At 70.8% G+C, this 21,617-nt stretch carries 22 protein-coding genes; 10 read left to right on the top strand and 12 right to left on the bottom strand.

Annotated features, from left to right (window positions below):
- Window positions 1–80: 80 nt before the first annotated feature.
- Window positions 81–1,445 (bottom strand): NADP-specific glutamate dehydrogenase, encoded by a 1,365-nt coding sequence (gene gdhA, locus MTF69_RS20590; protein WP_243336405.1) that lies wholly within the window; start codon window positions 1,443–1,445, stop codon window positions 81–83.
- Window positions 1,446–1,686: 241 nt separating this feature from the next.
- Between gdhA and MTF69_RS20585 the strand changes: the two genes are divergently transcribed.
- Window positions 1,687–2,178 (top strand): DUF1772 domain-containing protein, encoded by a 492-nt coding sequence (locus MTF69_RS20585; RefSeq protein WP_243336404.1) that lies wholly within the window; start codon window positions 1,687–1,689, stop codon window positions 2,176–2,178.
- Window positions 2,179–2,182: 4 nt separating this feature from the next.
- On the opposite strand, the gene MTF69_RS20580 is transcribed toward MTF69_RS20585, so the two are convergent.
- Window positions 2,183–2,728: a DUF1772 domain-containing protein gene (locus tag MTF69_RS20580; RefSeq protein ID WP_243336403.1), complete on the bottom strand. Its 546-nt coding sequence runs from the start codon at window positions 2,726–2,728 to the stop codon at window positions 2,183–2,185.
- A 182-nt stretch (window positions 2,729–2,910) separates the two neighbouring features.
- Here MTF69_RS20580 and MTF69_RS20575 point away from each other — a divergent pair, with 182 nt between their 5' ends.
- Window positions 2,911–3,408, top strand: coding sequence for a GNAT family N-acetyltransferase (locus MTF69_RS20575; RefSeq protein ID WP_243336402.1), 498 nt, complete (start codon window positions 2,911–2,913; stop codon window positions 3,406–3,408).
- Between the two features lie 20 nt (window positions 3,409–3,428).
- Here the strand turns inward: MTF69_RS20575 and MTF69_RS20570 are convergent, their stop codons facing one another.
- From MTF69_RS20570 to MTF69_RS20560, 3 genes are all read right to left on the bottom strand, one after another.
- The gene (locus MTF69_RS20570) at window positions 3,429–4,361 is read right to left on the bottom strand and encodes an AraC family transcriptional regulator (protein WP_243336401.1); all 933 of its coding nucleotides are present in this window, start codon (window positions 4,359–4,361) and stop codon (window positions 3,429–3,431) included.
- Window positions 4,362–4,460: 99 nt separating this feature from the next.
- Window positions 4,461–5,303, bottom strand: coding sequence for an NAD(P)H-binding protein (locus MTF69_RS20565; protein WP_243336400.1), 843 nt, complete (start codon window positions 5,301–5,303; stop codon window positions 4,461–4,463).
- Window positions 5,304–5,407: 104 nt separating this feature from the next.
- Window positions 5,408–5,611 carry a DUF4287 domain-containing protein gene (locus MTF69_RS20560; protein WP_243336399.1) on the bottom strand — a complete coding sequence of 68 codons (204 nt, stop codon included), beginning with the start codon at window positions 5,609–5,611 and terminating at the stop codon, window positions 5,408–5,410.
- A gap of 113 nt (window positions 5,612–5,724) precedes the next feature.
- Between MTF69_RS20560 and MTF69_RS20555 the strand changes: the two genes are divergently transcribed.
- The 3 genes from MTF69_RS20555 (at window position 5,725) to MTF69_RS20545 (ending at window position 7,589) form a co-directional block, all read left to right on the top strand.
- Complete coding sequence (locus tag MTF69_RS20555) at window positions 5,725–6,630, top strand: alpha/beta fold hydrolase (RefSeq protein ID WP_243336398.1); 906 nt, start codon at window positions 5,725–5,727, stop codon at window positions 6,628–6,630.
- Window positions 6,627–6,875 carry a hypothetical protein gene (locus MTF69_RS20550; RefSeq protein WP_243336397.1) on the top strand — a complete coding sequence of 83 codons (249 nt, stop codon included), beginning with the start codon at window positions 6,627–6,629 and terminating at the stop codon, window positions 6,873–6,875. The genes MTF69_RS20555 and MTF69_RS20550 overlap by 4 nt, the downstream gene beginning before the upstream one ends.
- A 162-nt stretch (window positions 6,876–7,037) precedes the next feature.
- Entirely contained in the window at window positions 7,038–7,589 is a 552-nt protein-coding gene (locus tag MTF69_RS20545; RefSeq protein ID WP_243336396.1) for a flavoprotein, read from the top strand.
- Between the two features lie 8 nt (window positions 7,590–7,597).
- On the opposite strand, the gene MTF69_RS20540 is transcribed toward MTF69_RS20545, so the two are convergent.
- The 5 genes from MTF69_RS20540 to MTF69_RS20520 all read right to left on the bottom strand — a co-directional run bounded on the left by MTF69_RS20540 (window position 7,598) and on the right by MTF69_RS20520 (window position 12,396).
- A complete protein-coding gene (locus tag MTF69_RS20540) occupies window positions 7,598–8,104 on the bottom strand; it encodes a DinB family protein (RefSeq protein WP_243336395.1) in 507 nt (168 codons plus the stop codon).
- Between the two features lie 43 nt (window positions 8,105–8,147).
- Window positions 8,148–9,089 (bottom strand): RNA polymerase sigma factor SigJ, encoded by a 942-nt coding sequence (sigJ, locus tag MTF69_RS20535; RefSeq protein ID WP_308401434.1) that lies wholly within the window; start codon window positions 9,087–9,089, stop codon window positions 8,148–8,150.
- Window positions 9,090–9,095: 6 nt separating this feature from the next.
- Window positions 9,096–10,016 (bottom strand): NAD(P)-dependent oxidoreductase, encoded by a 921-nt coding sequence (locus MTF69_RS20530; protein WP_243336394.1) that lies wholly within the window; start codon window positions 10,014–10,016, stop codon window positions 9,096–9,098.
- Between the two features lie 93 nt (window positions 10,017–10,109).
- Window positions 10,110–11,279: an epoxide hydrolase family protein gene (locus MTF69_RS20525; RefSeq protein ID WP_243336393.1), complete on the bottom strand. Its 1,170-nt coding sequence runs from the start codon at window positions 11,277–11,279 to the stop codon at window positions 10,110–10,112.
- Between the two features lie 367 nt (window positions 11,280–11,646).
- Window positions 11,647–12,396, bottom strand: coding sequence for a TetR/AcrR family transcriptional regulator (locus tag MTF69_RS20520; RefSeq protein WP_243336392.1), 750 nt, complete (start codon window positions 12,394–12,396; stop codon window positions 11,647–11,649).
- A 283-nt stretch (window positions 12,397–12,679) separates the two neighbouring features.
- On the opposite strand from MTF69_RS20520, the gene MTF69_RS20515 reads away from it, so the two are divergent.
- The 5 genes from MTF69_RS20515 to MTF69_RS20495 all read left to right on the top strand — a co-directional run bounded on the left by MTF69_RS20515 (window position 12,680) and on the right by MTF69_RS20495 (window position 18,688).
- Window positions 12,680–13,390, top strand: coding sequence for a ScbR family autoregulator-binding transcription factor (locus tag MTF69_RS20515; RefSeq protein WP_243336391.1), 711 nt, complete (start codon window positions 12,680–12,682; stop codon window positions 13,388–13,390).
- A gap of 194 nt (window positions 13,391–13,584) precedes the next feature.
- Window positions 13,585–14,859 carry a ParA family protein gene (locus MTF69_RS20510; RefSeq protein WP_243336390.1) on the top strand — a complete coding sequence of 425 codons (1,275 nt, stop codon included), beginning with the start codon at window positions 13,585–13,587 and terminating at the stop codon, window positions 14,857–14,859.
- Window positions 14,856–15,785, top strand: a complete 930-nt coding sequence (locus MTF69_RS20505) for a ParB/RepB/Spo0J family partition protein (RefSeq protein WP_243336389.1) — start codon at window positions 14,856–14,858, stop codon at window positions 15,783–15,785. The genes MTF69_RS20510 and MTF69_RS20505 overlap by 4 nt, the downstream gene beginning before the upstream one ends.
- A 125-nt stretch (window positions 15,786–15,910) precedes the next feature.
- Window positions 15,911–18,124: a helix-turn-helix transcriptional regulator gene (locus MTF69_RS20500; protein WP_243336388.1), complete on the top strand. Its 2,214-nt coding sequence runs from the start codon at window positions 15,911–15,913 to the stop codon at window positions 18,122–18,124.
- Window positions 18,125–18,133: 9 nt separating this feature from the next.
- Window positions 18,134–18,688, top strand: coding sequence for an XRE family transcriptional regulator (locus MTF69_RS20495; RefSeq protein ID WP_243336387.1), 555 nt, complete (start codon window positions 18,134–18,136; stop codon window positions 18,686–18,688).
- Window positions 18,689–18,844: 156 nt separating this feature from the next.
- On the opposite strand, the gene MTF69_RS20490 is transcribed toward MTF69_RS20495, so the two are convergent.
- Together MTF69_RS20490 and MTF69_RS20485 are read right to left on the bottom strand one after the other, a co-directional pair.
- Window positions 18,845–19,318: a MarR family transcriptional regulator gene (locus MTF69_RS20490; protein WP_243336386.1), complete on the bottom strand. Its 474-nt coding sequence runs from the start codon at window positions 19,316–19,318 to the stop codon at window positions 18,845–18,847.
- Window positions 19,315–19,953, bottom strand: a complete 639-nt coding sequence (locus MTF69_RS20485; RefSeq protein WP_239516702.1) for a hypothetical protein — start codon at window positions 19,951–19,953, stop codon at window positions 19,315–19,317. Before MTF69_RS20485 ends, MTF69_RS20490 begins: the two co-directional genes overlap by 4 nt.
- Window positions 19,954–21,617 lie beyond the last annotated feature (1,664 nt).

Genomic DNA, 21,617 nt, shown 5'->3' with positions numbered 1-21,617 from the left:
CCGACCCGCACCCAGCCCCCTACCTCAACCCATCAGCGCATCAGCGCATCAGCGCGTCAACCCATCAGCGCGTCAGCGCATCAGATCAACCCCTGCGCCAACATCGCGTCAGCGACCCGCTCAAACCCAGCGATGTTCGCCCCGGCCACATAGTCCCCGGCGGAGCCGTACCGCTCGGCGGTCGCGTACGACACCGCATGGATGTCCCGCATGATCCCCGCCAGCTCCGCCTCGACCCGCTCCGCGCTCCACGCCACGCGCCCCGCGTTCTGCGCCATCTCCAGCGCGCTCACCGCGACCCCGCCCGCGTTCGCCGCCTTGCCGGGCCCGAAGGACACCCCGGCCGCCTGCAGCAGGTGCACCGCCTCCGGCGTGGTCGGCATGTTCGCGCCCTCCGACACCGCCCTGACCCCGTTGGCGATCAGCGTCCGCGCGTCATCGGCGTTCAGCTCGTTCTGCGTGGCCGACGGGAAGGCCACCTCCGCCGCCACGTCCCACACCCGGCCGCCCGGCACGAACCGCGCCGACGGCCCGCGACGCTGCGCGTACTCGCTCACGCGCCCGCGCTCGACCTCCTTGATCTGCTTCAGCAGCGCGAGATCGATGCCCTTCTCATCCACCACGTAGCCCTGCGAGTCGGACGCGGTCAGCGGGTTCGCCCCCAGCTGCTGCAGCTTCTCGATCGTGTACAGCGCCACGTTGCCCGAACCGGAGACAACGGCCGTCAGCCCGTCGAGCGACAGCCCCTTGACCGCCAGCATCTCGGCGGCGAACAGCACGCTGCCGTAGCCCGTGGCCTCCGGGCGGATCAACGAGCCGCCCCAGCCCTGGCCCTTGCCGGTCAGGACGCCGGCCTCCCAGCGGTTGGTGATGCGCCGGTACTGACCGAACAGATAGCCGATCTCACGCCCGCCGACACCGATGTCACCCGCCGGAACGTCCGTGTGCTCACCGATATGACGGTAGAGCTCGGTCATGAAGGACTGGCAGAACCGCATGACCTCGGCACCGGACCTGCCACGCGGGTCGAAGTCGCTGCCGCCCTTGCCGCCGCCGATGCCGAGCCCGGTCAGCGCGTTCTTGAAGATCTGCTCGAAGCCGAGGAACTTCACGACGCCGATGTCCACGGACGGGTGGAAGCGCAGGCCGCCCTTGTACGGGCCCAGCGCGCTGTTGAATTCGACGCGGTAGCCACGGTTGACGTGGACGCGACCACGGTCGTCCTGCCACGGCACCCGGAAGATGATCTGCCGCTCCGGCTCGGTGAGCCGCTCCAGCAGGGCCACACCCGGTTCCGCGTATTCGGGACGTGCCGCGAAAACGGGGGCCAGGGTGTCCAGGACCTCCCGTACGGCCTGGTGGAACTCGGGCTGGGCGGGGTTGCGGCGCTCGATGTCGCCGCGCAGCGCGTCCAGCCGGCCCTGCGGGTCCTTGGGGTCCGTCACGGTCTGTTCCTCCTGGTGTCTACGCCGGGACCGGCTCCGAGATGCGGCTCGGAGCTCCGGACCAGACTTCCGCATCGCGGAATCCATTATCCGAACACAGCCCCAGCCGGAGGGTACCCCGCCCGCCGACCACGACCACGAGCCTTTCCGGCCTGCTCGGCTCGGCCCCTACTCCACCGTGGACCACTCGGCTCCCACTCCACCATGGACAGAACCAGGAGGAAGGACATAGACAGGCCGTATGGACATCGCACGGCTCGCCGCCCTCGTTGCCGCGACGCTCACCACGGGCCTGATGGCCGGCCTCTTCTTCGCCTTCGACGTCTCGGTGATGCCGGCCCTCAAACGCTCCGACGACCGGACCCTCATCTCCGTCATGCAGCGCGTGAACACCTCCATCATCAATGGCTGGTTCATGCTGGCCTTCCTGGGCGCGCTCCTCTTCACCGGCCTCGCCCTGGCCCTCCACCTGCCCGCCGGCGAGCACGCGCCGCTCCCCGCGCTGGCGGGCGCCCTCGTCCTCTACGTGCTCGCCGTCGCGGTCACCGGCCGGGTGAACATCCCGCTCAACAACGCCCTGGAGGCGGCCGGCCCCGCCGAGCGGATCGCCGATCCGGCCGCCGTGCGCGCGGCGTTCGAGACGAAGTGGGTACCCGCCAACCGCTGGCGCACCGCCCTGTGCACGGCCGCCCTGGCCTGCCAGTCCTGGGCCCTCCTGGCGACCGCCGCCTAGCCCGTCAGCGGCCGGCCCCGGCCGCCGACGCCGACGCCGCCCCTGTCGCCCGCCCGTACAGTACGAGCGCCCGCGCCAGGGCGGTCAGCGCCGCCGCGCAGAGCAGGGTGCGCACGATGTTCGCCGTCTCCCAGGTGCCCTTGAACTTCTCGACGGCCGAGAAGTCGGTCAGCTCCGCTGCGTCACCCAAGTCGGCGAGCTCGTTGTTGAGCGGGATGTTGACCGCGAAGGTGACGACGAGCACGACGAGGTACGCCGCCGCGGCCACCGCGGCCCACAGAGCGACCGCACGGCGCCCCGCCTTCGCCTCGACGAACGCCGCGGCGAAGGCGGCGAGCAGCGCGACGACGAAGACCGTCCCGAAGAGCGGGTTGCCGTCGATGACGGCGTTGAAGCTCTGCATCGCCGTGACGTACGTACGGTCGTCGGTCTTCGCCAGTCCCGGCATCACCGAGACGTCGAAGGCGAAGAACAGCCCAGCCATCAGGCCGACCAGTACGGTCGACAGCACGAGCAGTGCGGTGGAGAGTCTGGTGCCGGTGGATCCCATCAGCTGTGCCCCCGTAAGTCCGAAACCCGAAACCCGAAACCCGAAATCCGAAACGCGGGAGGCTCCCACCGCCCCCCGACGGCTGTTGATCGTGCCACCACCCCCGCCATCGGGCCAGTGAACCTCCGGTGCCGCACCCAGCCCCCGCCAACCCACATGTAACGCACACGTAGGCTGCGCGAATGAGCACACCCGTCAAGTCCCTCCGCACGTCCCTCCGCCTCGCCCCGGTCACCCCCGACAACTTCGCCACCGTCAGCGCACTGTCGGTCCGCCCCGACCAGGAGCACCTCGTCTCCCCGGTCGCGAAGTCACTGGCGGAGGCCGACGCCCACGGGGAGACGGCCTGGCCCCGGGCGATCGTCGACGGCGACGAGGTCGTCGGCTTCGTGATGGCCTTCCTCGACATCGCCTGGAACCCGGCCGAGGACCCCCACGACATCCGCTCCGGCCTCTGGCGCCTGAACATATCGGCCGCCCACCAGTCCAAGGGCTACGGCCGCTTCGCGGTCACGGCGGTCATCGCCGAACTCCGCCGCCGGGGCGCCTCCCACGCCTACGTCACCTGGCACCCGGGCCCCGGCACCCCCGAACCCTTCTACCTCTCCCTCGGCTTCCGCCCGACGGGCGAACAGAGCGACGGCGAAACGGTGGGCGTCCTGGACCTCCGGGCCCCCTGACCTCCTGCCCCCTCTGCCCCCTACCCCGCGGCCGCCGCCCCCGCCCCCGCCCCCGCCCCCGCCCGGTACTCCCGCGGGCTGACCCCCCGTACCCGCTTGAAGGCGGTCGAGAGCGCGAACGCCGAGCTGTAGCCGACCCGGTGGGCGGCCGCGGCGAGCGTCGTGGACGGGTCGCGCAGCAGGTCAGCCGCCAGGGCCAGCCGCCAGCCCGTCAGATACGACATCGGGGGTTCGCCGACCAGCTCGGTGAAGCGGCGGGCCAACGCGGCCCGCGAGACGCCGACTTTGCGGGCCAGCGACTCCACGGTCCAGCCGTACGCGGGGTTCTCGTGCAGCAGCCGCAGCGCCGGACCGGTGACCGGGTCGTTCTCGGCGCCGCCCCGCTCCGCGAGCCAGCCGCGTACGACGCCGATCAGCAGCAGGTCCAGCAGCCGGTTCAGAACGAGCTCCTGGGCCGGCTCCGTACGGGAGATCTCGACGCCCAGCAGCCCGACCAGCGTCGGGTCCACCGGGCCGACCAGCACCGGCGGAAGCGCGGTGAGCAGGCGGCTGCCGATCTCGCCCGGGTCCTGGTAGGTGCCGCTCAGCAGCACCGCCGAGCCTTCCGCCGCGCCCCACGTCCGTACTCCCAGGGCCATGGAGTCGGACACGTCCTCCCCGCCGTCCACCCTGCTGCACCGCTGGTCCGGACCCACTCTGATCTGCGGGGGCGTGTCCTGGGCGTCGGCGAGGGTGTACGGACCCGGTCCCCGCACCAGGACCGCCTCACCCGGCGCGACGAGCACCGGCTCGCCCCCGTCCGGCAGCAGCCACGCCGATCCGTGCACCATCGTCATCACCGACAGCGGGGCCCGGTCCTCGATCCGGACCGACCAGGGCGGGTCGAACGCGCACTTGATGAGGAAGGCGGATTTGGCTTTGGGGCCTTCGAGCAGAGCCGTCAGCGTGTCCATCGGCCCATTCTCCCCACCCGGTCCCCGCCCGCCCACTCCCCGCCCGCCGACTCCCCACTCGGCCACTCCCCAACCGCCCACTCTCGAACGGCCCATCGCCTACACGTCCCAGACTCCACGGGCCGCCGCCTCCCGCGCGAAGTCCGCGAAGTCCCGCGGCCCCCGGCCCAGCACTTCCTCGACCCCGTCCACCAGGTGCGCGTTGCGCCCGTCCGTGATCAGGGTGAACAGGTCCACGAACTCCTCCGGCAGCCCGTTCTCCCGCAGCACCTCCCGGTAGGCCTCGGCCGAGACCGGGACGTACGAGATCTCGCGCCCGGTCGCCTTCGACAGCTCGGCCGCGATCTCGGAGAAGCTGAGCAGCCGCGGGCCGGAGAGCTCGTACGTCCGGCCGATGTGCCGATCGTCGGTCAGCGCGGCCACCACCACGTCGGCGATGTCATCGACGTCGACGAACGGCTCGACGGAGTCGCCCGTCGGCAGGGCGATCTCGCCGGCGAGCACCGGCTCCAGGAAGAAGCTCTCGTCGAAGTTCTGGTTGAACCAGGCCGCGCGCACCACGGTCCAGTCGGCACCGGACTCCTTCAGCGCCTCCTCGCTCCGCTGCGCCGCCTCTTCGCCGCGCCCCGAGAGCAGCACCAGTCGGCGCACCCCGGCGGCCACCGCCACCCGGGCGAAGGCTCCGACCTGCTCGGCGGCGCCGGGGAAGCCGAGGTCGGGGTAGTACGTGACGTACGCGCGGTCCACGCCCTCAAGGGCCGGTCCCCAGCCCTCGGGCTCGTTCCAGTCGAAGGCCGGCTCACCGGAGCGCGACCCGATGCGGACCGGACGGCCCAGGGCGGTGAGCTTCTCCGCCACGCGCCGGCCCGTCTTGCCCGTGCCGCCGATGACCAGCGTGCGGAGGTCGGTGTCGTTCTGCGTCTGCTGCGTTGTCTTCGTCATGGGGACCAGTCAACTCCCCCGGCATGAGACGGAACATCGCCGAGAAGCTCAGCCGCATACGCGTGCGTCCACAAGCCCTCGCCCACTCCTCCGGGCGGCTCCCCCTACCGCCCGTCGAGCGTGTGCTTCACGAGCGCGTTGGCGTGCCCGTGCCCGATCCCGTGCTCGCTCTTGAGCCAGGCGACGAGTTCCATGTGCTTGGTCAGCGGCGAGGCGCGGATGAGCTCCTGCCACTCCGCGACCGGACGGCCGTACTTCTTCTCGATGGAGGGGAAGTAACTGGCGGGGCCCTTCACCGGCTCGCTCATGACGGTCCTCTTCCTCACGTGCCTGACGTTCCTGCGGTCGGCATACGAAAGGTAGACCCGGACCTCCGCGAAAACTCATCGGCCCCGCCGCGAAAATGTCGGATGATCTCCGCATGATGTGGACCGAGCGCACCGTCACCCGAGCCGGTGTCCGCTTGACCTGCCGCGACTGGAACTCCCACCACCCCTCATCCGCGCCCCCCGTCGTCCTCCTCCACGGCCTCGCGGGCCACGCGGGCGAATGGGACGCTGCCGCCGCACACCTGGCCCCGCACCACCGCGTGGTGGCGGTGGACCAGCGGGGTCACGGAGCCAGCGAGCGCCGTCCCGCCGACGTCTCCCGCGCCGCGTACGTGGCGGACGTGCGGGCCGTCTGCGAACAGCTCGGCGTGCACCGCCCGGTGCTGGTGGGCCAGTCGCTCGGCGGCCACACCGCGATGCTCACCGCCGCCGCCCACCCGGACCTCGTACGGGGCCTCGTGCTGGTCGAGGCGGGCGCCGCCCGCGCCGACCCGGGCACTCCGGACGAGATCGGCGGCTGGCTGGGCTCCTGGCCGCTCCCGTTCCCCACCCTCGCCGAGGCGCGCACCTTCCTCACCGGTCAGGGGCTGAACGGCGATGCCTGGGCAGCGGGCCTGGAGCAGCGCGCGGAGGGCTGGTACCCGCGCTTCGAGCGCTCGGTGATGGTCGCGGCCATCACCGAGAACAGCACCCGCGACTGGTGGCCGCAGTGGCGTGCGGTCCGGTGTCCGACCCTGCTGGTCATCGGGGAGAAGGGCATCGTCCCGCCCGAGGAGTCCATCCGGATGCTCGAGTCTGCCGACCCGGCCGACCCAGCCGACCCGTCCACCCTGACAACGGCGGTCTCCGTCCCTGGCTCCGGCCACGACGTCCACCTGGACCGCCCCGCCGTCCTGCACGCCCTGCTGTCAGCGTTCCTCACGGAGTTCCGGCCGGAGTTCCGGCAACCGGGTGGCCGTAGTGACCCACGTTCGGCGACGTCGTTCACCAGGACATGATCAAGCGCATCGTCACCACGGCCCTCATCGCAGGTACCGCGGCCCTCGCCGTCGCCGCCCCCGCCATGGCCGCCGAGCCTCCACTCGCCGACGCCGTCACCAGCACCGTCGCAGACGCCCCCCGGGACACCCAGGACATCACGGGCCTGGTGCCCGGCCAGGCCGGCGACGACCTGACCGACTTCTCGGGCGCCTTCGACGCGTTCACCGCGGGCAACGCCCGGCAGACCGTCTCCAACGGCTGACCCACACGCTCACCCCGGCCCCCAGGACCCCCGGACCGACCCCGGTCCGGGGGTCCGTCACGTCCCGGTACCTCGAGTACGCCACCCGCGCCCCAACCGCGCCTACGGTGCGTACCGCGACCTCGGTCAATCACAGGCCAAGCAATATGATCACATTGCGGTATGACCACGACGAAGACCCTCTACCTGCTCTGCTCCGCCGCCCCGCCCGTCTTCGACGTGGCCCGTGTCATCGAGGACGCCCAGTCCCGGGGCTGGGACGTCTGCCTCGGCCTCACCCCCACCGCCGCCCACTGGCTGTCCGGCAGCCTCGACGGTCTCGCCGCGCTCACCGGCCACCCCGTCCGCTGGCAGTACAAACTGCCCGGGGAGCCCGACGTGTGGCCGACGGCCGACGCCCTGCTCTTCGCCCCGGCCACGTTCAACTCCGTCAACGCCTGGGCCCTCGGTCTGACCGACCGGTTCGTCGTCGGGGTCGTCGCCGAGGCCATCGGCAAGGGCACCCCCGTCGTCGCCATGCCCTGCGCCAACGCCGCCCTCGCCGCCCACCCGCAGTTCGACCAGTCCCTGGCCGTCCTGCGCGCCGCCGGCGTCTCGGTCCTCTTCGGCGAGGGCGGATTCGTCCCCGGCCCGGCCGGCCCGGACGCCCCGGCACACTTCCCCTGGGCTGCGGCCCTGGACGAGGTGGACCGCACCACGGCGTCCGCCGCCTAGGGCCGCCGCTACTCCCCCGTGGTCCCGTCGATCGCCTCGCGCAGCAGGTCCGCGTGCCCGTTGTGCCGGGCGTACTCCTCGATCATGTGGGCCAGTACGTAGTGCAGGGAGTACTTCTGGTCCCCGTAGGAGCCGGTCACGTCCAGGGACTCGGCCGCGTCCACGATCTCCCGCGAGCGCGCGCAGGTGTCCTCCCACATCTTGAACGACCCGGCGACATCGGCGTCGTCCACGTGGAACTCGGTCCACTCCCCCGCCTCGTTCTTCGGGAAGTACCCGCGCACGTCCTCGCCGCCCACGACGTTGCGGAACCAGCCGCGCTCCACCTCCGCGAGATGCCGTACCAGCCCGAGCAGACTCAGCCCCGACGGAGCCACCGCCCTGCGCCGCAGCTGCTCGTCCGACAGGCCGGCGCACTTCATCATCAGGGTGTCCCGCTGCCACTGGAGAACGCTGGTCAAGGTGGCCCGTTCGTCGCCCACCAGCACGGGCGGGGTCCGCTGTTCGTCGATCATCGGATGATGATCGCAACCCTACGGCGGCCCTGGCGCGGCCATTTCACATCCCGGACACCGCGTCCACGGGCCGACCCGCCAGCCCGGCCACCTTCTCCGGGTTCACCTGCAACCGCAGGTTCACGACCCGCCCGTCCACCACGTCCAGGTCGTAGGTCACCGCCGCACACGCGGCTCCCCCGTACACGAACACCACCGACTCCTCCCCGTTGACCCGCGCGGACTCCAGGGTCACCGCCTGCAGCGACGGCTTGGCCAGCATCCCCAGCAGCCAGCGCGCCACGTGGTCGGCCCCGTGCAGCGGCCGCCGGGCCGCCGTCACCTTGCCGCCGCCGTCCGACCAGGCCGTCACCTCGGGGGCGAGCAGCTCCATCACCGCGTTCAGGTCCCCGCCCGCACACGCCGCCAGGAACCGCCGGGTCACCTCACCGCGCTGCCCCGGCTCGGTGGCGAACCGCGGCCGCCGGGCCTGTACATGGGCCCGTGCCCGGTGCCCGGTCTGCCGTACGGTCGCCTCCGCGCGGTCCAGCACCCCCGCCACCTCCGCGTACGAGTACCCGAACACCTCCCGCAGCACGAACACGGCGCGCTCCAGCGGGCTCAGACTCTCCAGCACCACCGGCATCGCGGTCGACACCGTCTCGGCCATCTCCGCCGCCTCCGCACCATCGGCCACGGTCGGCAGGGTCTCGGTCAGCAGCGGCTCGGGCAGCCACGGCCCGATGTAGGTCTCACGGGCGGCGCGGGCGGAAGTGAGCCGGTTCAAGGACAGATTGGTGACCGTGCGCACCAGATAGGCCCGCGGGTTGAGGACCGCCGACCGGTCCGCGCGGTCCCAGCTCAGCCACGCGTCCTGAAGGACGTCCTCGGCGTCGACGACGCTGCCGAGCATCCGATAGGCGACATCGAACAGCAGCCGCCGATGGGCGGTGAAGGGACCGAGCGCATCGAAGGAAGCTCCCGGGAGGTGCTCAGCAGTGCTCACAAACGATCATGCTGCCGCCGCCCCCGCGGCTTCCGCAAGCGCACCCGCCCCGGCCGCGCTGCTCGCGTACGTCGGAGCCCAGCCCAGCTCACGCCCGGCCTTGGCGTTGGACAGCCGCAGGTCCGTTCCCATGATGGTGTGTGCGAGCGGAGCCGCCTTCAGCACCCACATCGGTACGGTCATCGGCGCGGGCGCCCCGAACGCCGCGGCCACCGCCCGCATGTGCGCCTCCCACCCCAGCGGCTCGTCGTCGACGATGTTGTACGCCTGCCCCGGCCGCCCCGACTCCACGCCGCCCACCACGGCGCTCGCCGCATCGGCCACGTCGACCCAGCTCAGCGCCCGCCCCTTGGCCGCCACCACGGGCAGGGCACGCTTGCGCAGCATCGGCAGCACGTGGACATCGGTGATACCGGCCCCGTAGAACAGGCCGAAGCGCAGGCTCACTCCCTCGATCCCGTCCGCGGTGAAGGCCAGCTCCTCCTTCGTCCGCATCGCGCCCACGTGCCGCTCCAGCCAGACGTTCGCCCCCTGCGGCCCGAAGCCGTCGTCCTCGCCGAGCACGGCCCCGCCGTGGTCCCCGTACCCGTAGCCGAACATCATCGACTCCACGACGAACCGCCGCGCCCCGGTCTCCCGCGCGGCGGCCAGCAGGTTGACGGTCCCCTCCGTGCGCAGGGCGTTCGTCCCCGCCATGTCCTGGTGCCGGGCCATGGTCTTCCCCGACAGTGCCGTGGCCGCGTGCACCACCACGTCGAAGCCGAGCCCGTCGACGGCGCGCAGCAGGCCCTCACGGTCGAGCAGGTCGGCCCGTACGTCCATCCCGGCGCCCCGGCCGAGACCGGCGACCTCGTGCCCGGCCGCGCGCAGAGCCCGTACCGCCTGCTGCCCCAGAACCCCGCTCGCACCCGCCAGCAGAACCTTCATGGCCGTCTCCTTCTTCTTCGCTCGCTCTTCGCTCTGTCATCCATGGGACAGACGGGAGGCCCGGAACGTGACACGGCACCAAAGCGACCTGGGTCACAGGGAGCGGAAGAAGGCCCGGACGTCATCCACCAGCAGCTCCGGAACCTCCATCGCGGGGAAGTGCCCGCCCTTCTCGTACGAGGTCCAGCGCACGATGCGGTCGGTCCGCGCAGCGATGTGCCGCAGCGGCACGAAGTTGTCCCGGGGGAAGTCGGCGAGCGCGGTCGGGGTGCTCGACACCTCGGGCGCCGCGCCCTGGTATTCGGCGTGGGCACGCTCGTAGTAGATGCGGGCGGCGGAGCCGGCGGTCCCGGTCAGCCAGTACAGCGTCACGTTGGTCAGCATCTGATCGCGGTCCACGGGGCTGCGCGGGTCCGCCCACTCCGTGAACTTCTCGCCGATCCACGCGAGCAGCCCGACCGGCGAGTCGTTCAGCCCGTACGCGAGCGTCTGCGGCCGGGTCGCCTGGATGTCGGCGTAGCCCTGCCGCTCCCGCGCCCAGACCCGGTAGCGTTCCCAGGAGGCGAGCGTGCGCTCTCGCTCGGCCGGGCTCAGCGCGGCCAGCTCCTCCGGCCGGGGCTCGGCGGTGGCCCCGCCGCCCGGGAGCAGGTTCAGGTGCACCCCGCGCACGTTCCCCGGCCGGATCCGCCCCAGCTCCCGCGAGACAGCGGCGCCCCAGTCGCCGCCCTGGACCCCGTACTCCTCGTACCCGAGCCTCTCCATCAGCACGCCGAAGGCCCGCGCGACCCGCTTGAACTCCCACCCCCGCTCGGTGGTCGGCCCGGACAGGGCGAAGCCGGGGATGTGCGGCAGCACCAGATGGAAGGCGTCACCTGGATCCCCACCGTGCGCCCGCGGATCCGTCAGCGGACCGGCGACCTTCTGGAACTCCACGAAGGAACCCGGCCAGCCGTGGGTCATGAGCAGCGGCGTCGCGCCCGGCTCGGGCGACCGCAGGTGCGCGAAGTGCACCCGTGCCCCGTCGATGACGGTGGTGTACTGCGGCCATTCGTTCAACCGCGCCTCGGCGGCCCGCCAGTCGTAGCCGGTCCGCCAGTACCCCGCGAGCTCACGGAGCTCCCCGAGCGGCATCCCGTACGCCCGGCCCGCCCCCGGCAACTCATCGGGCCACCTCGCCAGCTCCAGCCGCCGCCCCAGATCGTCCAACTCCGACTGCGCCACGTCCAGCCGGAACGGCGCCGCCCACTGCCCCACACCACTCATGCCCTCACCCCTTCCACCCACTGCCGACCACACCCACCCCCACCCCGTTAACGCCGTTAACGCCCACCCCTCCACCAAGCCCGACCCCCCTCCGGCGTTAACGCCGTTAATGCCCCGCCCCACCACCACGCCCCACGCCCCACGCCCCACGCCCCACGCCCCTAAGCGTTAACGGCGTTAATGCCCCCGCCCCCACCACCGAGACGCACGTACCTCCGGCGTTAACGCCGTTAATGCCCCGCGCCCGCCCCACGGCCCACGCCACCGATGCCTAGGCCCCGCCGGCGTTAACGCCGTTAATGCCTCGCGCGCCGCACCGTCGACGCTCTCACCCCACCACCGAGGCGTTAACGCCGTTAATGCCTGACTAACCCCGCCCGCCCACCCGCTCCGCCACCAGCAGCCCGAGCCCGTCGAGGATCCGCTCCAACCCGAAGTCCAGCGCCTGGTCCTGCCCGCCTGCCTCCGCCACAGAGGCCAACGCGGCCCCGAGCGCCGGGTACTTCTCCCCGTGCACCCGCATCACCTCCCCGAGCACCGACGTCAGCTGCGCGTCCGGCCCCTCCCCCGCGGCCCCGCCCGCCACCGCACGCTCCTGCTCCGCGATCCCGCGTACGTGCCCCGACACCAGCACCACCGCGTCGATCGCCTCGGCCCCCGTCAGCCCGCACCCGTCGAGCGCGGCGAGTGCCCGCTCCATCCACCCGACCTCGACCGGCCCCATCACCCGCGCCCCGACCGTCGCCTCCAACAGCCACGGATGCGCCCGGAATCCGGCCAGCAGCTCCCGCGCCCACGCCGCGAGCCGCTCACGCCAGCCCTCCCCCACCGGACGGCCGTCCAGTACCGAGGAGTCCGGCATCGCGGCCTCCACCATCAGCGAGACCAGTTCCGCCTTGCCCGGCACGTACCGGTACAACGCCATCTTCGTGACGGCCAGCCGCCCGGCAACTCCCTGCATCGATACCCCGGCCAGCCCCTCGGCGTCCGCGAGGGCGACCCCCGCGCCGGCGATTCCCTCCAGCGTGAGCCCCCGTTTGGGCCCGCGCGCGGGCTTCACCGGCGGCCCCCAGAGCAGCCGCACGGCCGCGCCCCACTGCTCGTCCGCGTCCGTCATCGGATCCCCTCGCACTCCACCCACCACAAAACTGCGTCTACCGTACACGTTAACGGCGTTAATGCCGGCCCGGCGTTAACGCCACCCCTCACCCACCCCTCACCCACCCACCTCCCCACCTGCCTTCCCCGCTCCCCGCGTTAACGCCGTTAATGATCCACTTCCATAAAAAGTACTGGTCGACTGGTTTTCTTCAGGACCATCTGCCTAGATTGGACCTGGCCGAATCACGGTGACCACTCCCCGGTTCCGCCCAACTACCGCGACCCCGAGGAGAACCCGCATGGCCAGGGCCAGACAGGAACGAGCCGAGATCACCCGGCAGGCGATCCTCGACGGCGCGGCCATCGCCTTCGACCGGACCGGTTTTCACGGCACCAGCCTGACCGACGTCGTCGGACACGCCGGCGTCACCAAGGGAGCCCTGTACTTCCACTTCTCGTCCAAGGAAGCCATCGCCCGGACCTTGATGGACGAGCAGTTCCAGATCTCCGAGGGTCTGCCCGCCATCGTGGAGCCGGGTCTCCAGACCGCCATCGACCTGACCCACCGGATGGCGTTCGGCCTCCGTTCCAACGTCCGGGTCCGCGCCGGTATCCGCCTGGTCATCGAGTTCGGCTCCTTCACCGACCCGGACCCGAGCCCGTACAACACCTGGATCGACACCTGCCATAGCTGCCTGGCACCGGCCCAGGAGCGCGGCGACGTCCTGCCCTCGGTCGACACCCACAGCCTGTCGACCATGCTCGTCGCCGCCTTCTCCGGCATCCAGGTGACCTCGCACGTACGTACCGGCCGCACGGACCTGCACGCCCGGGTCGTCGACCTGTGGAACTTCCTGCTCCCGGGGATCGTGCCCGCGGAGCGCATCTCCCGCTTCGACCCGGCCGGCTCGCCCGAGTGCCGCTCCGAACTGGGCCTGTCGGCCACGGCCTCCGTTCCGGCCTCAGGCTCTACTCCGGCCACGGACTCCTCCCCGGCCACAACCACCTGACGACGCGTCCAGGGCGGCCTCGCACACGCCGTGGTGAACCACGGGGGTGCTCGCCACGGCGCGTGCGGGGCCGCCCTGTCCCAACACCCCGCCCCCGCCTCGAAGGCGATTCCGGGGCCGATCCACACCACTTCGTTAGCAAAACTCAAGCGTGGCGCCCACAACCTCCCTTGAACGTTAGTAAAGTCCCTCGCATGACTTCACCCTCGTCACCGAGCGACCGTGAGAAGGTCGTCTCCAAACTCCCTCCGTGGCTGCGCCAGGAGCTCAAGATCCGCACCGCCCAGCTGCGGGTGGACATCCAGGACGCCGTCCACCAGGGCATCGCCCACTGGAGCGCGCTCGCCTCCTCCCCCTCCCCCGTCGACACCTCCGGTGCCGAATCCTTCTCCACCTGGCTGCCCGCCGGCCAGTGGGAGTCCTTCCGCACCGACTCCAAGCACCGCGGCGTCTCCCTCATCCAGGGACTCGCCCAAGCCGTCTCCCTCTGGCTGGAGATGAACCCGGCCCCCACCGTGAAGCGGCCCTCGGTCGTCCGCCGCATCGTGGTGTGCAACCAGAAGGGCGGTGTCGGCAAGACCGCCATCACCGCCGGCACCGCCGAGGCCCTCGCCGAGGACCCCGACAGCCTCCACCCGGTCCGCGTGGCCCGCCAACTGGTCCGTCTGTCGGCCGTCGAGGACAGCGACGAGACGGAGGCCATCGCATCCGCCGCATCCGCCCCGCCGGTCGACCTGGAAGACCTGCCCGGCCTCGGCATGCGCGTCCTGCTCGTCGACTTCGACCCCCAGGGCCACCTCACCAAGCAGCTCGGCCGGCAGCCGCTGCCCATCGGCGGCGACAGCCTCACCTGCCACATGGCGGGTGAGGCCAAGGGCCCCCTCGCCGACCTGATCGTCCCCATCCCGGACGAGCGCTTCGGCGACCGCCTCCACATCCTCCCGGCCTGTACGGACGCGTTCCTCCTCGACGTCCGCCTCTCCACGGTCCGGGCCCGCGAGGCCGCGCTCGAACGGGCCCTCGCCCCCGTCGAGGCCGACTACGACGTCATCCTCATCGACTGCCCGCCGAGCCTCGGCCTCAGCATGGACGCCGCCATCTACTACGGCCGCCGCCGCGACGCCGAACAGCCGGGAGCCTCCGGCGCGCTGATCGTGGTCCAGGCGGAGGACTCCTCGGCGGACGCCTACGACCTCCTCACCTCCCAGATCAACGACCTCCGCGACGACCTCAGCCTCGACATCGACTACCTCGGTCTCGTCGTCAACCTCTACGACGGCCGGCGCGGCTACATCGCGACCTCCTCCCTCCAGGCCTGGATGGACATAAAGGATCCGCGCGTGGTGGCCATCGTCCCCGACCTCAAGGAACAGCGCGAAGCAGTCCGCGTGAAGCAGCCGCTGTTCGTCTACGCACCCAAGGGCGAGCAGGCGGTCGCCCTGCGTGCCCTCGCAAGGGAGATCTCATGAGCAAGGCCGACAAACTCGGAGTCTCGAGCTCCTTCGCCCGCGCCCAGCCCGTAGGCGTCAGTTCCCGCCGCGCGGCCATCGCCGAAGCCACCGGCGCCCCCACCTCCGGTGTGGTCCCTCCCTCGGAGGTGCCGATCGAGGCCCTCGCCCACAACCCCTTCAACCTCCGCGAGGACCTCACCGAAATCCACGAGCTGGCCGCGTCCCTGACGACCCGGGGTCAGCTACAGCCCCTGGCGGTCGCCACCCGCATGGCCTTCATGGAGGCGCACCCCGGCAACACGGACGGCCTGGGCCGCGCCCCGTACGTGGTCATCGACGGCAACCGCCGCCTGGCGGCGGCCCAGCGCGCCGGCCTTCGCACCATGCAGATCCACGTCAACGACTCCCTCGCCTCCTCGGCGGCGGACATCCTGGAGTCGGCGCTCATCGCCAACGTCCACCGCGTCGACGTCGCGCCCATGGACCAGGCCCGCGCCCTGCAGCAGCTCGTCGAGGTCCACGGCTCACAGGCCCAGGTCGCCAAGCGCCTCGACAAGACCCCGGCCTGGGTCTCCCAGCGCCTGACCCTCCTGAACCTCACCCCGGAACTCCAGGACAAGGTGGAGACCGGCGAACTCAAGGTGGAACCGGCCCGCCGCATCGGCCGCCTCCCCCAGGAGGACCAGGCCTCCGCGGCAGAGGAAGCCGTTAACGCCGTTAACCCCCCGCGCCAACGCACCCGCCCCACCCCGGCCCCCGAGCCGTCCCCTTCCCCTTCCCCTTCCCCTTCCCCTTCCCCTTCCCCTTCCCCCTCGCCCTCGTCCTCCCCCCGCCGCATCACCATCACGGCGGACTCCCCGGACACCATCGCGGACGCCCTCACCGCCCACCTCACCCCGGACGACTTGAAGGCAGTAACGGAACTCCTCCTGACCCGCATCTAACCCAAACCAACCCCGACCCCACCCGACACGAAGGGGGCGTTGGCCCGGTCGGACCACCACGCCCCCACGTGTGTTTCACGTGCGTTCCATGGTGCGGTTCGCATAAGCTGCGCCTGGAGGTGCCCATGCCCAACGCGCACGAAAACGAACAGACCACGCTCTTCGCCGCGGTCGATGCCCTTTTGGAAGAGGCCGCGGCACAGGACGCCCTCCCGCACCCGGACGAGCGCAAGCGCCTCCGTGAGGCCGCGGGCCTGAGCCAGGACCAGATCGCCCAGGCCCTGGCCGTCCGCCGCGAAACGGTCACCTCCTGGGAAACCGGCCGCACGGCCCCCCGTCCCCCCAAACGCGCCGCCTACGCCCGCCTCCTCAACGGCCTGGCAGACCGCCACGGCATTAACGCCGTTAACGCCCCGCAGGGCACCGAACCCACCCCCCGTGGCGAAGCCGCACCCGTTAACGGCGTTAACGCCGTTAACCCCACCCCCCACGCAGGGGACGCCGGCCCGCAGACCGCAACCCCGCACCCGGGGCCTGGGGCGGAGCCCCAGTTTCGGGAAGGGGCGGGGAGGGGAACAGCCCCGCAGGGCCCCACCCACCCACACCCCCGAACCCCCCGCACGGGTGCCCCCACCAAGACCGCCTCCCCCCTCCCCCCAGAGGGCAACGGCCCCCTGGCCGTACTGGACGGCACAGGAAAGGCCCACGCCGCCCGAGGCGCAGTCCTCACACCCCCCACCACCCTCCCGGCCCTCATCGAATGGGCCCTCACCCCCGCCGCCGACCTCCGTTCCCCCCGCCTCCACCACAACGGCAAGGACGGCGACCCCCTCCTCGTCCTCACCCCCGCCGCCACCGAGGCACTCGGACTCCCCCTGGTTCTCGAAGACCGCCGCGGCCTCCGCCTCCCCGACGACCACCCGGTCATCAAGCAGCTCACCAAATCGAAATGGCAGCTGACCCGCCGCGGCTTCGGCCCCTGGCCCCGCATCTACCGCCCCGCCACCCCCACCACCGGCCGCCAGTGCGTCCAGCTCGCGATCCTCCCCTGGGGCGCCCTCGACCCCCGCGCCTGGGGCGAGCACACCGCGGACCTCCCCGCACCAGAACTCGCCGAGCTGCTCACCTCGTACGCGACCCGCGTCCTCACCCCCCGCGGCTCCACCGCCGTCTCGGGCCTGGAGCTGATGACGGCGCTGCGGCCGCCCACCCGCGCCGCCCGCGACGCGTCCACGAACACCTGGGTCTCCGCCCCGGTCCCCGGCTCCCTCACCCGCCCCGTCGATCCCGCTCCCCCGGAGGCCCCCGACGAGCACCCGGTCGTCGCGGCCCTCTACCCCCGCTCCCACCAGCGCACGCCGGACCAGGTCCTCGACGAAGAGGCGTACGACTGGATCCGCGACCCGCAGCTCCTCACCGACGCCGAGTGCACCCGCACCCACGCCGTCGGCATCGACGTGAACATGGCCTTCGCCGCCGCCGCCAACCGCCTCCTCGTCGGCACCGGCCCCGCGGTCCACACCGACGGCCCCCGCTTCGACCCGAAGTTCCCCGGCTGCTGGCTCGCCGACCTCTCCGCCGAAGCCGCCGCCCTGGACCCCCGCCTCCCCAGCCCCTTCACCCCGCACGGCCGCCCGCCCACCGGCCCCGCCTGGTACGCCACGCCGACCCTCGCCTACGCCCAGGAGCTCGGCCTCACCGTCCAGCCCACCGAAGCCTGGCTCCGCCCGGACCATGGCCCGTACCTCGACGCCTGGTACACCCGCCTGCGCGACGCGTACATGGCGACGATGGCCGAACTCGGCGTCCACACGTCCCTCACGGACGCCGCCTTCCTCCAAGCAATGGCGGAGTGCAAGGGCGACCCCGACCACCCCCTCCCCCAGACAGCGGTCCTCTCCGCAATCAAGTCCACCGTCAAGGGCGGCATCGGCAAGCTCCGCGAACGCCCGCAGGGCGCCGGCTACCGCCCCGGCGAAAGCTGGCCCGCCCTCGAACGCCCCACCTGGCGCCCCGACATCCGCGCCGCCGTCATCTCCACCGCCCGCGTCAACATGCACCGCAAGATGCAGAAGCTCGCGACAGCGGCCGGCCTCTACCCCATCGCCGTCCTCTCCGACTGCGCCGTCTACCTCTCGGACGGCCCCAGCCCCCTCGACTTCCTCCCCCGCACCCCCGAGGGCAAGCCCCTGCCCGGCGGCTTCCGCCTGGGCGTCAGCCCCGGCATGGTCAAGCACGAGGGCACGCAACCCCTCCTCTGGGCCGTTCAACTCCTCGACGAACGCCACAACCCCGCCCGCCACATCAAGGGCCACGACGCCGCGGCCGACGGAGAGTAAGAGCCACCCATGTCCGAGATCAGCGACAGCCTCGACCGCGCCGACGAGCAGAACTTCACCCGCCCCATCCCCAAGTCGGCGGGCGCCCAGATCCGGTACCTCGTCAAACAGCTCAAATCGACCAAGGCCGTAGCGGACCTCCTCGCCATCTCCCGGCGCACGGTGGAGCGCTACGTGAAGGACCAGATCAAGCAGCCCAAACCTGCTCTCTCCGCCCGCCTGGAGCGCGAGGTACGCCGCCGCTGGCAGCCCCTCGTCCGCAAGCGGGCCCGCGCCAAGGCCGCGAAGCAGACCGGCCTCGTGATCGAGACCCGCGCCCGCTTCGGCTTCAGCGCCGCCCCCGGTACGACCGACGACGGACGGATGCGCCGCATCACCCAGCACCTCCCGCCGGAGTACGCCTCCCGCCTCTTCACCGCCCATGAGGCCGGAGCCACCGAAGCCCAGCTCCGCGGCATCACCGCCGAAGGGCTCCAGGAGATCTACTTCAAGGACCACGGCGCCCGCGCCCAGGGCCTCCTCGTCGAGTTCACCGACATCGACTACGTAGAGCTCAACTTCTAAGCCGCCGGGCCGCTGAGGGCCGACTCACGACCGCCCTGCCCCGCGAACCCCCAGACGCCCCCCTGAGCCCCTCAGAAACCACAAAGGGCCCCGGACTGCTCCGGGGCCCCCGCAAGCCCCTGAGCACCCCTCAGAAGCCCTACAAACACCATCCACTCAGCCAACCGCGTGCAGCGCCCTACGCCGCTTCGATTCAGCCGCCTTCTTCGCGTCGGCCTGAGCCGCCCGCTTCTTGCGCTGCTCGGCGAGCTGGTCCTGATACGCCGCCACCGCCCGGTGGTAGCTGGCCACATAGCCCCGCGCGTCCAGCCGCTCCTCCGAGTCCATCTCGTTCACGGCCGCGACCGCGTCCTCGAACGAGGTGTACCCGGCGAGCATCGGGTTGATCTGGTAGACCCCGTTCCGGATCTTCCTGACCAGCTTCGCCAGCTCCAGGCTCCGCAGCGCGGCGTTCACGCTCGGCCGGCTCAGGTCCAGCATCCCGCCGACCGTCGCCTGGTCGATGAGGATCCGCCCGCCCGGCTCACTGAGCGAACGCAGCTTCAGCAGTACCCGGTACGCCGCCGGCGGCAGGTCGAGGTCGGAGAGCAGCCCGTCGGCGTTGACCGCAGCGAATCGCAAGGTGCTCACTGAGCCGTCCCTTCTCCCGTGCGCTTCGTCCGGCTCACCCGACGCGCAGCGCGCTCTCTTGCCCGTTCGGCCCGCAGTTCCGCGATGGCCTGCCTCATGTGGTCCAGCGAGGGGAAGCGCACCAAGTCCGGCAGGCTCGTATCGCTACGAATCTGCGAGATGGTGCCGTGCTGCTCCACCTTCACGAACTCACCCGTCATCTCGGTACCCGGGATGAACTCCGCCACCCGGTAACTGTAGGGCGGGTTGAACTGATACACACCCCGCCGCACCTTGAAGACGATCCCATGAGACATCACCGTGTGCAGAGCTTCCGACGTCTTCGTCCGGCTGACATCCAGGATGGTAGCCATCTCCTCCTGGGTAAGTGGAATCCGCCCCCCCGCCCGCTGACAGGCAATGAGCAGCAGGATCAGCCGCAGAGGCAGCGCTTCCCTGAAGTACTGGGCGATGACGAGGAAGAACTCGAGGCTGTCCATCGAGAACGCATTCGGCTGATTCTCGGTCCCGTAGAACTCCAGCGGCTTGCGCTCGCCGTCCAGGGTCAGCTTCCGCGTCGGGTACCGCTTCGCGAGGCTGTCCAGATCCTTGACCGGAGCCAGGGGCTGACTCCACGCGGAGATCGCGTCGTCCACCGGCAGATCGGGACGCGGGGCCCCTACCGGATTGCCCCGGCGGCGCTGTGGCTCTGATGACACGAGGCTGCTCTCCACTCCGTTGATCTGCGGAGATCAGTATGTCAACAAGGGTGACACAAGTGTCACGCTCGTTGACGTTCGGCGTGTCTTGTGTCCCCTCACAGGTGACATATCTCAGCCACACCACTCCCCGAGCCCCCTCCCGACGCTCCCCCGCCAACCCCACCCGCCCCGCCACCAGTTAGCCGGCACATCTCCCCCCATACGTCAGCCCCCCTGACGTTTTAGCGCATATTACGTCAGCACCAATGACATTTTGCAGCCGTTGTGTCCCCCTAGCAGCGACACAACCCCCGAGATATGTCCCTCCTGAGGGGACATATCTTTTCCACCGCACCCCATCTGACCTGCGACAACGCATCTCCGTACCTTCTATAGGCCGGTGGTCGCTCCCGCCCAGGCCTTGAACGCCGTCCCAACCGGCACGTAAGACCCGCCTGACGCCCCAAAAAACAAGCTCCTCCGAACCTCTCTAACCCCCCATCACAACCCCCTACCCCCAGCCACAGCCCCGCAGAATCTGACTGATTCCCATCTCTATCCACGCCAAATTTTGAATCAGCCCCCTCGCCCAACCCTTAACGCCGTTAACATCCTCAACCCCCACCCCCGTTAACGCCGTTAAGACCCACACCCGAAACCCCAGCTCAAGAGCCCCCAGACCAACCCACATCACCCAACGTTCCAAGAATCTCCCTTCACTACTGCGAAGACCACACCTCGTCTCAAGGAACATCCCCAAACCCACAACGAACGCCTGTGGCTGATTCCAATCAGCCCAGAGCAGGCTCAGCGAAACTGCTTCAGCTCAAAACCAGGAGGCCTTCCACACTTCTAAGAAGCACCGGTCTCCAGCCCTGGAGCGAAGGACAGGCCAACCCTCAAGCCAAGGAGAAAGGCACCTACTCAAAGAGCCGGCCCAAGGGCTTCAGAAGCGGCCTGGGGCCAAGCACAGCAGTAGTCGTTCCAAGGCCCAGCGAGCACCGCTTCCGTACTTCAGCGATCAGTTGACCCCTAGCCTCGAACGAGGCCTACCTCCCCAAAAGGACACCCTGGCGCTCGAATCGGCTTGCTTGCGCACAGCCCTTCTGTCAGCCCAGTGATGGCATTGACGCCCTAACCCCGAAACCAAACGCAGGCACACTTCTCCCGAAAGAAAAGGCCTTGGGCTGCAAAGCTGCCCTCCGCCTGAGCGTAGCGAAGGTGTTTCATCCCCAGCGCGCAGGGCTGGGAAGCTCACTGCGGGCCGTTGGCCCCAGGCCCGGAGCGAAGCGAGGGGCCGCCTCCTCCGAGGGGAGGCCCTAGCCCACGAAGCGGTCCGCCCGAACGCAGCAAAGGCGCTCGTTTCCCCAACGCCCAGCGCTGGGGAGACCCTCTGAGGGCCAACAGCCCCAGGCACGGAGCGAAGCGGAGTGCTACCTCCCGAAAGGGGAGGCTCTAGCCCGCGAAGCGGGCCACCCGAGCGCAGCGAGGACGTTCCCCTTCCCAAGCGCGCAGCGCTTGGGAAGGTCCCTGGGGGCTGTTGCCCCCAGCCCGGAGCGAAGCGGAGGGCTACCTCCCCGAAGGGGAGGCCCTGGCCCGCGAAGCGGGCCCGCCCGAGC

This window comes from Streptomyces sp. AP-93, assembly GCF_022808175.1.
In the GTDB taxonomy this organism is placed as follows: Bacteria; Actinomycetota; Actinomycetes; order Streptomycetales; family Streptomycetaceae; genus Streptomyces.
The sequence above is the reverse complement of the archived record's forward strand: the minus strand, read 5'-3'. Positions and strand labels throughout refer to the sequence as shown.